We start from the raw sequence: 12,435 nt of genomic DNA on the forward strand, positions 1-12,435 counted from the left end.
GACCGTGACGACGCACATCAGTGACCAGGTGACGACGAAACCCGAGACGGAGCTTCTCGGTGAGCTGTTCGCGGCGCAGGCGGCCCGGACCCCGGACGCGGTCGCGGTGGTGTCCGGGGACGTGTCGCTGTCCTATGCGGAGCTGGACGCGCGCGCGAACCGGCTGGCCCGGTTCCTGGTGACGCAGGGCGCCGGACCGCAGCGTGTGGTGGCCGTGGCGATGGACCGCTCCGCGGAGCTGATCGTGGCGGTGCTGGCGGTGCTGAAGGCCGGCGCCGCCTACCTGCCGGTCGACCCGGCGTACCCCGCGGACCGGATCGCGTTCATGCTCGCCGACGCCGCCCCGGCGGCCATCCTCACCTCCAGCGGCGTGGCCGCCGGCAATGCGGGCGGCGCGCCGGTGATCGTGGTGGACGACCCCGAGGTCCGGGCCGCCGTGGCGGCGCTGCCCGCCACCGGGCTGTCCGACGCGGACCGGGACGCGCCGCTGCTGCCCGCGCACCCGGCGTACGTGATCTACACGTCGGGGTCGACGGGGCGGCCCAAGGGGGTCGTCGTGGAGCACCGCTCGGCGGCGTGGCTGGCGTCCTGGGCGGCGTCGACGTTCGGCGCGGAGGGGTTCAGCCGGGTGCTGGCGTCGACGTCGCTGAGCTTCGACGTGTCGGTGTTCGAGGTGTTCGGCCCGCTGGCCTGCGGTGGCTGTGTGGAGGTGGTGCGGGACGTGCTCGTGCTGGCACGGGGTGGCTGGTCGGGGAGCCTGATCAGCACCGCGCCGTCGGCGATGGCGGCGGTACTGGCCGAGGCCGGCCCGTCCGTGACGGCGCAGACGGTGGTGCTGGCGGGTGAGGCGCTGACCGGGCCGGTGCTGCGGGCCGTACGGGCGGCGGTGCCCGGCAGCCGCGTGGTCAACGCGTACGGGCCGACCGAGGCGACCGTGTACGCCACGGCCGGCGACGTCGAGGAGGAGGCCGACGGCCCGCTCCCGATCGGGCGCCCGCTGGCCGGCGCGCAGGTCTACGTGCTGGACGGGCAGCTGCGCCCGGTACCGGCCGGGGTGACCGGCGAGTTCTACATCGCGGGCGCGGGGCTGGCGCGGGGCTACCTGAACCGGCCCGGGCTGACGGCGGAACGGTTCGTGGCGAACCCGTTCACCGCAGGGGAACGCATGTACCGCACCGGGGACCTGGTGCGGTGGGCCGGCGACGGCCGGCTGGAGTTCGTGGGACGCGTCGACGACCAGGTGAAGATCCGGGGACTGCGGATCGAGCCGGGCGAGATCGAGACGGTGCTCGCCGCGCAGCCCGGGGTGGGCCGGGCGGTGGTCGTGGTGCGGGAGGACCGGCCCGGCGACCCGCGGCTGGTCGGCTACGTGGTGCCCGAGCCCGGTGGGCGGGTGGACCCGGTGGCGGTGCGGCAGCAGGCGGCCAGGGCGCTGCCGGAGTACATGGTGCCGGCGGCGGTGCTGGTGCTGGACGCGCTGCCGCTGTCGGTCAACGGGAAGCTGGACCGGCGGGCGCTGCCGGCGCCGGACTTCGCCGCCGCGGCCGGCGGGCAGGACCCGGCGACCCCGCACGAGGCGGTGCTGGGTGAGCTGTTCGCGGAGGTCCTGGGCATCGACCGGGTCGGGGTCGAGCACAACTTCTTCGACCTGGGCGGGCATTCGCTGCTGGCGACGCGGCTGATCAGCCGGGTGCGCTCGGCGCTGGGCGTGGAACTGGACATCCGGGCGGTGTTCGAGAACCCGACGGTGCGGTCGCTGGCCCGGTCGCTGGTGAAGGCCGGCAGCGCGCGGTCGCCGCTGGTACGGGCGGCGCAACGGCCGGAACGGCTGCCGTTGTCGTTCGCCCAGCAGCGGCTGTGGTTCATGAACGAGTACGACGGGCCGAGCGCGATGTTCAACGTGCCGTTCGCGTGGCGGCTGCACGGCGAGCTGGACTCCGCCGCGCTGGCGGCGGCACTGCGGGACGTGGTGGTGCGGCACGAGGCGATGCGTACGGTGTTCGCGGTCGCGGACGGTCAGCCGTACCAGCGGGTGGTGGACGCGTCGGTGGCGGTGCCGCAGGTGACGATCGCGGCGGCCGACCAGGCCAGCCTGCCGGTCCTGCTGGAGCAGGCCGTCCGGCACGTCTTCGACCTGGCCGGCGAGCTGCCGGTGCGGGCGGGACTGTTCCGGCTGGGCGCCGCGGAGCACGTGCTGGTGGTCGTGATGCACCACACCGCCACCGACGGCTGGTCGGCCGGGGTGCTGGTCCGGGACCTGAGCGAGGCGTACCGGGCGCGGCTGGAAGGGCAGGCGCCGCGATGGGCGGACCTGCCGGTGCAGTACGCCGACTACACGCTGTGGCAGCGGCGGCTGCTGGGCGGCGACGGGGACGGCGACGGCGACGGTGTGCTGACCGGGCAGCTGGACTTCTGGCGCTCGGCGCTGGCGGGGCTGCCCGATCAGCTGGACCTGCCCGCCGACCGGCCGCGGCCCGCGCTGCCGTCGCATCGTGGCGGCCTGGTCCGCTTCGAGCTGGACGCCGGGCTGCACCGCCGGCTGGAGGAGCTGGCGCGCGAGCACCGGGTGACGTTGTTCATGGTCGTCCAGGCGGGGCTGGCGATGCTGCTGTCGCGCTCCGGCGCCGGCACCGACATCCCCATCGGCACGATGGTCGCCGGCCGCACCGACGAGGCGGTCCACGATCTGGTGGGCTTCTTCGGCAACACGCTCGTGCTGCGGACGGACCTGTCCGGGGACCCGGGCTTCGGCGAGCTGCTCGGCCGGGTGCGGGAGCTGGGCCTGACGGCCTACGCCCACCAGGACGTGCCGTTCGAGCGGCTCGTGGAGGTGCTCAACCCGGTCCGGTCCGCCTCGCGGCACCCGCTGTTCCAGGTGATGCTCACGTCCGACGACGACCCGAGCAGGCAGTGGCAGGTGCCGGGCCTTCAGGCGCGGACCGAGCCGCTGCCCGGCGAGACGGCCAAGTACGACCTGTCGATGTTCTTCCGCCAGGAGTACGCCGCCGACGGCGCACCGGCCGGGATCGCCTGCTCGTTCGAGTACGCCATGGACCTGTTCGACGAGTCGACCGTGCACGCCCTCGGCGGCCGGCTGACGCGGCTGCTGGACCAGGCGGCCGCCGACCCGGACCGGCGGATCGGCGAGCTGGAGCTGCTGACGCCCGCCGAGCGGGACCTGGTGCTGTACCGGTGGAACGACACCGCCCTGGAGATGCCCGCGATGACGGTGCCCGCGGTGTTCGCGGCCCAGGTGGCCCGGACCCCGGACGCGGTCGCGGTCGTCGACGACCGCACCAGACTGACCTACCGGGAGCTGGACGAGCGGTCCACCCGGCTGGCGGCGACGCTGACGGCCGCGGGTGTCACGACGGAGCTGCCGGTGCTCGTCGTGATGAAACGGTCGGCGCAGCTGTGGGTGGCGTTGCTGGCCGTGCTGAAGGCCGGCGGGGTGTACGTGCCCGTCAACGTGGCCGCGTGGCCGGTGTCGCGCATCGCTCTCGTGGCGGGCGACGTGGGTGTCGTGGCCGTCCTGTGCGACGAGGACCTGGCGGAGGTCGCCGAGCAGGTGAGCCCCGGCGCGCCGGTCGTGGTGGCCACGGCCGCCGACGACGGCGCCGCGGTGCCCGAGGTGGACCTCACGGACGCGGTACGGCACCCGGACCAGCTGGCCTACGTGGTCTTCACGTCCGGGTCGACCGGCGTGCCGAAGGGCGTCGCGGTGGCGCACCGGGACATCGTGGACATGATCCTGGACCCGGCGTGGCCGGAGGGCGTGCACGAACGGATGCTGGTGCACTCGCCGCACTCGTACGACATCTCGACGTACGAGCTGTGGATCGCGCTGCTGCACGGCGGCACGTGCGTGGCTGCGCCGGCGGAGGAGATGAGCATCGCCGACCTCGCGGAGGTGATCGCCTCGACGGCCCCGACGGCCCTGTGGCTCACCTCGGCGCTGTTCGACGCGGTGTCGGTGGAGCAGCCGTCGGCGCTGGCCGGGCTGCGGATGGTGGTCGTCGGCGGGGACGCGGTGTCCGGCGTGGCCCTGCGGCGGGTCGTCGAACGGTGCCCGGGCGTGCTGATGGTGAACGGGTACGGGCCGAGCGAGATGACGACGTTCACGTCGCTGCACAAGATGACCGGCTTCTCGGACGACCAGGCGGCGCGGCCGGTGCCGATCGGCGGGCCGATGGCCAACATGCGGCTGTTCGTGCTCGACACGACGCTGCGGCCGGTACCGGTGGGGGTCACGGGCGAGCTCTACATCGCGGGCGCGGGGATGGCGCGGGGGTACATGAACCGGCCCGGGCTGACGGCGGAGCGGTTCGTGGCCAACCCGTTCGGGACGGGTGAACGGATGTACCGCACGGGAGACCTGGTCCGGTGGACCGACGACGGTGTGCTGGTGTTCGTGGGGCGCACCGACCATCAGGTGAAGATCCGCGGGTTCCGGGTCGAGCCGGGCGAGATCGAGGCGGTGCTGCTCGCCCAGCCGGGCGTCGGCCAGGCCGCGGTCATCGCGCGGGAGGACCGTCCCGGTGACCGCCGGCTGGTCGCGTACCTCGTGGCGGAGCCCGGCGGCCGGGTCGATCCGGTGGCGGTACGCAAGGAAGCGGCCAGGACGCTGCCGGAGTTCATGGTGCCGGCGGCGGTGCTGGTGCTGGACGCGTTGCCGCTGACGGTGAACGCGAAGCTGGACCGGCACGCGCTGCCGGCGCCGGACTACAGCGCCGCGGCCGCCGGCCAGGAACCGGCCACGCCACGCGAGGCGCAGCTGTGCGAGCTGTTCGCCCAGGCGCTGGGCGTCGACCGGGTCGGCGTCGACGACAACTTCTTCGACCTGGGCGGCCACTCCCTGCTCGCCGCGATCCTCCTGGCCCGCCTGGAGGATCAGCACGGCATCAAGATGACCCTCAAGACCTTCCTCGTCAACCCTTCGGTCAACGGCGTCACCGGCCAGGCGCCGCCGTCCGGCGCGAACGGGCGCGGGACAGGTCCCCGCTGACACCGCCGCACGCGGCGCGGGACACCGCGCCGCGTGCGGCCAGGGTTTCACCGCAGAACGCCGGGTCCGCCCCGGCGTTCTGTGTTTGTCCGCCGACCGCACGCGCTCGATCGTCGCCCGCACGCACGCGCCCGGTCGTGCGGGGTCACGCGAAACGGTGCGCCGGCCCGGTCGTCGCCGGCAGACAGACAGACAAAAGGGTGGTGGGACGCCCGGTTCGGCGTCCCACCACCCTTGCGGCAAACGCGGTTAGTTCGCGGTGAGGTAGCTGTGGAGCCGGCGCATGCCCTCGGCGACGGTGTCCTCGTCCTTCGCGAACGCGATCCGGATCTGCGGCGGGCCCGACCGGTCCGCCGAGCCGTAGAAGCACCCGCCGGGCACGACACCGACACCGGCTTCCCGCAGCAGGCGCTGGACCAGCTGCGACTCGCCCTCGCCGGGCAGCGCGAAGGAGCTGGCGTCGCACATGACGTAGTAGGCCCCGGCCGGCCGCTGGAACTCGACACCGCACCGCTCGAGCCCGGCGACCAGGACGTCCCGCCGCTTGCCGTACACGGCTCGCAGCTCGTCGAAGTACGTCTCCGGCAGCGACAGCGCCGCGACGCCGGCCGCCTGGAACGGCGTCGGGGCGGCGATCGTCAGGAAGTCGTGCACCCGGGCGACGCGCCCCATGAGGTCCTGCGACCCGGTCACCCAGCCGACCCGCCAGCCGGTCACGGAGAACATCTTCGACAGCGCGTTGATCGTGATCGACTGCCGTTCCATGCCGGGGACGTCGGAGATCCTGGGCGGCCGCTCGCCCGTGAAGTACAGCTCGTCGTAGATGGCGTCATGGATGGCGACGATGCCGAGCCGCTGGCAGACCTCGGCCAGACCCCGCGTCTCCTCCCACGAGAACACGCGCCCCGTCGGGTTGTGCGGTGAGTTGACGATGACCGCACGGGTGTCCCGGTCGGCGACCGCGGCGACCGCGGCCGGGTCGAGCTCCCAGCCGGGGCCCCGCAGCTGGACGTACCTGGCTTCCACGCCGATGAGCCGCAGGTTGACCGCGTAGGACTCGTAGGCGGGCTCGACGATGATGACGTTGGACCCGCGCTCCGCCACGGCGAGCAGCACCGCCAGCATCGCTTCGGTCGCCCCGCACGTCACGCAGATCTGCGTCTCCGGGTCGTAGGGCTCCGGCATGCCCCAGCGGCGCTGCTCGAACGCGCTGATGGCCTGGCGGAACCGGTCGCTGCCGCGCGGCGAGGTGTACTGGTTGTCGTTCGACCGGACGGCCGCGACGGCGGCCTCCTCGAGGCTCAGCGGAAGCGGGTAGGCCGGGATTCCCTGTGCCAGGTTGACGGCGTTCGCCGCCTGGCAGGCGCGGGTCATCCCGCGGATCACCGACTCGCCGGCGGGGATGTTCGCTGGCGACCTGAAGACGTGCTCCAGGCCTGGCGTCACCGACATGAGCTGATTCCTTCCTTGGTGGGTACGCGGCGACCAGGCGCGACTGACGCGTCGCGGCGGCGCGGCTGGAAGTCGGCGACGCGGCTCATGGACCGTCCTGGTGCGAGGATGCGGGACCGGCTGTTTCAGTCGATCTGCGCGCAGATCTCGTCGAGGAGGCGGTACTCCGACGCCTCGTCCTCGTCCCGGCCGCCGAGCATGTAGTAGCCGAACTTCATGTGCTCCATGGGTTCGTTCAGGTGCAGGATCCCGGTCCTGAGATCGGTGATCGCGGCCTCGACGTCCTCGAGCTCCACCTCGGTGTTCTCGTGGACGTACAGGGCCGTCAGCCGCCGGGCCGGAAGGATCTCGCCGTGCCAGGCACGGACCTGGGAGTGGGAGTTGTAGCTCTCCCAGTACATGCGCGAACCGGGGATGATGCCGGGCGGCGCGACGGAGATGCTGGTGATCAGGTCGCGGTACTTCTCGGCCATCGCCAGCCAGCTGTCCACCTCGCCGCGGAGGTTCTTCAGCGTCGTCCCCGGCAGGCCCATGATCCCCGACGCGAAGAGCTTGTAGTCGAGCGTGCGGGCGAGTTCGAGGGCCTCGGCGATCCGCTCGGGCCCCTTGTTGATGCCTTTGGAGTCCGCCTTGAGCAGCTTGGGATCGAACGCCTCCAGCCCCACGTTCCAGGTGCGCACGAAGCCCTTGCACAGCTCCGCGGACTCCAGGAACTCGTACACCAGCCCGTAGGCCAGCATGAACCGCTGCTTCTGCAGGATCGGGGACTTGGCGCAGGCCTCGGCCATGTCGTTGAGGTAGGAGATGTTGCCGTCCCACTGCTCGCGGGAGAAGCCGAGCGTCGAGTCGCCGCAGGCGTAGACGTTCGCGCCGAGCTCCCCGACGATGGTCTCCAGCACCGGGATCGCCGACGCGACGTCGACCGTCTTGGGGGTCAGGCCCTGGATCGAGCAGTGCATGCACCGCCGGCCCGGCCGCTTGCCCCAGGTGCACCCGCCGTCGAGCGGGACCGTGACCATCCGCTTCAGGTCGTAGTGCTTGGCGTACCAGACGTTGAACGCGCGGTCGTAGTGGTTCTCGAGCTTGTCCAGGATCAGCCGGTAGTCGGGCAGCATCCGCCGGTTCAGCGGGTACGTGCCGGCGTCCTGGTTCACGACCTCGCCACCGGAGGACCGGTACGCCACCGACGGCACCTTGCTCAGTTCCAGCCCGCCCTGCAGGTGGGTCAGCAGGCCCATCATCGTGAACGGGCCGTTGTTGCCGGTGCTGACGAAGTCCACCAGGCGGCTGCCGTACTTCCCGGTCAGCGTCTCGTGGTGCAGGATGCCGGCGTGGTCGTTGCCGAACACGATGACGGCCTTGGGGTTCACCCGCTTGATCTCCGCCGCCACGATCATCGCCCACAGGGTGGTGGCGGTGTAGACCGAGAAGGCGGCCACGTCCGGCGGATCGTCGTTGATCGCGGCCCGGACCTCCGGCCAGCCCAGATGGCTCATGTCCATGTAGCGCCAGCCCAGGTCAGGGAAGCACGCGACCTGGTAGGTGATCATCTCGACGAGGCTGGCGTGCGGGTACACGGACCCCTCGTTGCGGTAGCGTTCCTCCTCGCTCAACCCCTCGCGCAGGGCGTCACCGGCGTTGTGCGCGTCGCGGTGCGCGGAGGTGAGCGGCAGACCGAAATACCAGACGGAGCCCAGCTTCTTGAGCGGATTCACCGCCCCCGGACCCGGATAGTCCCAGTGGTAGCGAGGATCGGCCCCGACGAACTCCTGAATGGGCTGAAGGCTCATCTTCATCGCCACGCACCTCCAGTGACTGGTAACTGAGCCGCGGGCTCTCGGCGGACAGCCGGTTCTCGCCAGGGCCAGAACGCCCTCGGAAACGCCACGAGGCTGGCCGCTCCCGGCGGCCACGCGTCCATCTTCGGCACCGTGGCGGGCGCGCCGCCTCTCTGAGCGTGCGCAGGCCGCGCGGCCCTGGACGGATGCGCACCACGGCCCGCGAGTACGGCCCGCCAGCACGGCAGGAGTTGGTACGCCCCGCACCACCGGCCCGACCATGGACCGGTGACCTACGACGCCGTTGTTGTCGGGGCGCGCTGTGCGGGCGCGACCACGGCGCTCCTGCTGGCCCGGGCGGGGCACCGGGTGCTCCTGCTGGACCGCGCGACCTTCCCGAGCGACACCCTGTCCGGGTTGTACATCCATCAACCCGGCGTCGAGCGGCTCGCCCGGTGGGGCCTGCTGGACCAGGTGCGCGCGTCGGGCTGCCCGCCGCTGCGGACCGTCACCTACCGCGTCGGCGACGTCTGCCTGAGCGGGCGGGCGCCGACGCTGCCGGGTGTGGCCGGTGCCTACGCGCCGCGCCGCTACGTGCTCGACGCGATCCTCGCCGAGGCCGCCGCGGCCGCCGGCGCCGACGTGCGCGACCACACGACGGTCACCGGCCTGACCACCGACGACGACGGGCGGGTGACCGGCGTGCGCTGGCGCGCGGCGGACGGCACCGAGACGACCGAGCGGACCCGCCTCGTCGTCGGCGCCGACGGCATGCGCTCCACCGTGGCCAAGATGGTCGGCGCGCCCCTGTACGGGCAGCATCCCAACCTCACCTGCGTCTACTACACCTTCTGGGCGGGTGTGACGGGGGCCGACTTCCAGATCTACGAACGTCCCGGTGGCTGGGTCGCCGGGCTGCGCACGCACGACGATCTCATGCTGATCGCCGCGTACCTGCCGCAGGCACAGTTCGACCGCGTCCGGCGCGATGCCATGACCGCCTACCGGGACACCATCGCGTCCACCGCACCCGACCTGTGGCAGCGGCTCGCCGACGCGACCGTCACCGACCGGCTGTACGGCACCGGCGACCAGCGCAACTTCTTCCGCCGCGCGGGCGGACCGGGCTGGGTCCTGGTCGGCGACGCCGGCCACCACAAGGACTCCATCAACGCCCACGGCATCACCGACGCGTTCCTGCAGTCGGAACTGCTGGCGGACGAGCTCGGCGGCGACGACCCGGCGGCGACCATCGGCGACCCGGCCCGGCTCGACGCCGCGCTCGCCCGCTTCGCCGCGGCCCGGGACGAGCAGATGGCCCCGAACTATCAGACCAACCTGGTGACGGCGCGGCTCGACCCGGCGCCGGACCGGCTCGCCGTGCTGCGCGTCATCCAGGACTCGCCACAGCTCACCGGCCGGTACCTGTCCGTGGTCGCGGGCATCCTGCCACCGGAGGAGCTCTACACCAGGGACCTGCTGGCCCGGCTGGCCGAGCAGAGCTGGGGCGCGCCCGCGCGGGACGGCACTGCCCGATAAGACCCCGCGCGCCGGCGTGGCCAGGATGGTCAGCGGGGCCGCCGGCCGCGCGCAAGCACGAGCGAACAGGGGCGACATGACGCACTCAGACCTCGACGAACTGATACTCCGGCGGCTCAGCGCCGGCGAAGCCGACCCCGTCCTGGTGGCCGACTTCCAGGCGTTGTCCTTGGCGCCCCGCATGAGCGAGATGCTCAGCGAGAGCGTGCGGGGCAAGCCGGTGTTCCAGATCGACCCCATCGGCGTGCTGGCCGGGAAGCGCCGCTACGTCCCGCTGCAGGAGCTGGCCGCCGGCTGCGCGGAGGAGTTCCTGAGGTCCGGTGCGGACCGCGGCCGGATCTTCGTCGTGGGGCATTGCAGCGCCGCGGCGCTCTGCCTGCGCGTCGCGGACCTCCTGGCGCCCGGCCGTCAGGTCACGGCCGTCCTGGTGCAGCCGGCCTGGCCCGACGACGACCTCGTGGCCGACAAGTTCGCCGAGTACCTCGGCAAGTTCGGCAAGGGCACCCGCCCGTGCCCGGACCTGAACGGCGATCCTTCGCAGGTCGTCGCCGACATGGAGCAGATCTTCCGGGACGAGATCGACGCGCTGGCGGTCAGCAGGGACCTCACCGGGGCGATGGGAGCCTTCCTGGACCTGCTCGTGTGGTACCGCGGCTGGCTCGCCTTCCTGCTGGCCTGCCGCAACGACACGCCGGGCGACAGGGGCGCCGGCCGGGCGGCCGTGACGATCCTGTCCGACTCCCCGTCGACGCTCGCGGTCAAGGGCCTCGGCCAGGACCAGTACCAGATGCGCGAGCTTTCGACGCCGCAGCCGGCCGGCATGGTCACCCGGGAGCTGGCCGACCTCGTCGCCGCGTACATCGGGTCGCGCTGACCGACCGGACCCCGTACCGCGGCGTTGTCCGACAGTTCCGACCGAGGAGTCCAGATGTCCGTCCACGACGCCGACCCGGCCACCATGGATCCGCGCGAGTTCGCCCGGCTGGTCAAGAAGACCCCGGCGCACGAGCTGCGCCGGATGATGCACAGCGAGCGGCGCGCGGCCGTCCTCGACGAGCTCTTCGTCCGCATGCCCGGGGTGTTCCGGGCCGACCGGGCGGGCGCCATGAACGCGGTCATCCACTGGGTGGTCGGTGACCGTCCCGACGGTGCCGCGGACACCTACGAACTGGTGATCGCCGAAGGCCGGTGCGAGCTGTCGCCGGAGCCGCGGCGGGAGCCCAGGCTCACCCTCGCGCTCGGCGCGGTGGACTTCCTGAACCTGGTGACCGGCAACGCGCATCCGGTGGTGCTGGTCATGCGCGGCAAGCTCAAGACCACGGGCGACCTCGCGCTGACCGCCAAGTTCCCCAACCTGTTCGACATCCCGAAACCCTGACGCACCACCGCGCACGCGTCCCGGCCGCAGGTCCCGGCGGCCGGGACGCGTCATGCGTCATGCGGTGCCTGCCCCGGCGCACGGCGACACCCCGGCCCGCCGGACCGGGGTGTTGCCGATGCCGCTCGCGTCGCCGGCGCCCGCCGTGACGTGAGCGCCGGTCAGGCGGCGGGGACGGCCGCGCCGCAGTGCCCGCCGTTGCCGCCGTGCTCCGGCTTTCCGGTGCGGGGTTCGGCCGGTGCCGCGAACCCGATCTGGTCCGCCCCGGAGCGCGGCTCGGTCATGCGCCGGGCCGCCGGCCGCACGTCCGGCAGCGCCAGCAGCACGGGCGGATCGAGGAAGCGGACCGGGCGCAGGAACAGGTCGGGCAGGGTCACGTCGTCATCGCCGCGCAGCTCGACAGGCCCGTGCCGCAGCAGGTACGGCCGCTCGTCGCCGGCGGACGGGTCGTTCTCCTCGCCGGGTCGCGAGGCGTGCGCCAGCAGGAACCACGAACCCTCCGGCGCCTTGTCCAGCAGGTAGGTCCCGGGGCGCTCCAGTACCGTCCAGCTCACCGGCCGCCCCTGCGGGATCGGCTGCGGGAACAGGCCGATGAACGTGTGGCCGAGCGGGGTGTCCGGCGCGGAGGAGAGGGTGCCGCTGACGGTCGCCGACGGCCTCCGCGCCGCGCCGGACCGGTTGTCGACGGCGATCCGTGGCACGAAGCCGCCGAGGCGGCGGTAGGCGGTCGGTGATATGCCGACGCTGCTGGTGAAGCGGGTGCTGAAGGTGCCGACGCTGTTGTATCCGACCAGATGACTGATGTCGATGACATTCAACGATGTCGACATGAGGAGCTGTTTTGCCTCCTGGAGCCGCAGCGCCGAGAGGAATTTCCCCGGCGGCAGGCCGGTGACCCGTTGGAAGATCCGGGAGAAATGAAACTTGCTGAACATCGCGGTGCGGGCCATGTCATCGATGGTGAGCGGTTCACTGAGGCTTTCCTTCATGGAGCTGATGACTCGGTGAACGGCTTTCTCGATGGACTGGTCCATGTTGCCTCCCCGGTTCCCGAAGTGTCCGTTCTCGGGTCGTGTGCGGCACGTCTAGGGCAGTGTGCGGCACCGGCACATCGGCGTTGCGGCGCACACGGGAACCGGAAAGCGGGGACCCAAAAAGGGGGCCCCCCACACCCCAAAAACTGCCCCCCCCACCCCCCCCCCCCCCCCCCCAAACCCCCCCCCCCCCCCCCCCCAACCCCCCCCCCCCAAACGCCCTCCCCACCCTTCCAAGGGGGTGGAGAA

The 12,435-nt window shown here is 72.3% G+C and carries 7 protein-coding genes; 4 read left to right on the forward strand and 3 right to left on the reverse strand.

The features are described 5' to 3' along the window. The first annotated feature begins 4 nt into the window (after nt 1–4). Complete coding sequence (locus ACZ6TV_RS48040; protein ID WP_465307085.1) at nt 5–5,005, forward strand: amino acid adenylation domain-containing protein; 5,001 nt, start codon at nt 5–7, stop codon at nt 5,003–5,005. 249 nt (nt 5,006–5,254) lie between these two features. Here the strand turns inward: ACZ6TV_RS48040 and ACZ6TV_RS48045 are convergent, their stop codons facing one another. Together ACZ6TV_RS48045 and ACZ6TV_RS48050 are read right to left on the reverse strand one after the other, a co-directional pair. Then, a complete protein-coding gene (locus tag ACZ6TV_RS48045; RefSeq protein WP_465307087.1) occupies nt 5,255–6,457 on the reverse strand; it encodes a pyridoxal phosphate-dependent aminotransferase in 1,203 nt (400 codons plus the stop codon). A gap of 125 nt (nt 6,458–6,582) precedes the next feature. Next, nucleotides 6,583–8,253 (reverse strand): B12-binding domain-containing radical SAM protein, encoded by a 1,671-nt coding sequence (locus ACZ6TV_RS48050; protein WP_465307089.1) that lies wholly within the window; start codon nt 8,251–8,253, stop codon nt 6,583–6,585. 270 nt (nt 8,254–8,523) lie between these two features. On the opposite strand from ACZ6TV_RS48050, the gene ACZ6TV_RS48055 reads away from it, so the two are divergent. The 3 genes from ACZ6TV_RS48055 (at nt 8,524) to ACZ6TV_RS48065 (ending at nt 11,152) form a co-directional block, all read left to right on the forward strand. Then, nucleotides 8,524–9,774: an FAD-dependent oxidoreductase gene (locus tag ACZ6TV_RS48055; protein WP_465307091.1), complete on the forward strand. Its 1,251-nt coding sequence runs from the start codon at nt 8,524–8,526 to the stop codon at nt 9,772–9,774. 76 nt (nt 9,775–9,850) lie between these two features. After that, on the forward strand, nt 9,851–10,648 hold the full coding sequence (locus ACZ6TV_RS48060) for an alpha/beta fold hydrolase (protein WP_465307093.1): 798 nt from the start codon (nt 9,851–9,853) through the stop codon (nt 10,646–10,648). A gap of 54 nt (nt 10,649–10,702) precedes the next feature. Further along, the gene (locus tag ACZ6TV_RS48065; protein WP_465307095.1) at nt 10,703–11,152 is read left to right on the forward strand and encodes an SCP2 sterol-binding domain-containing protein; all 450 of its coding nucleotides are present in this window, start codon (nt 10,703–10,705) and stop codon (nt 11,150–11,152) included. Nucleotides 11,153–11,313: 161 nt separating this feature from the next. On the opposite strand, the gene ACZ6TV_RS48070 is transcribed toward ACZ6TV_RS48065, so the two are convergent. Next, the gene (locus ACZ6TV_RS48070) at nt 11,314–12,186 is read right to left on the reverse strand and encodes a helix-turn-helix domain-containing protein (RefSeq protein WP_465307097.1); all 873 of its coding nucleotides are present in this window, start codon (nt 12,184–12,186) and stop codon (nt 11,314–11,316) included. Nucleotides 12,187–12,435 lie beyond the last annotated feature (249 nt).

It is taken from the genome of Dactylosporangium sp. NPDC051087 (genome assembly GCF_055586325.1).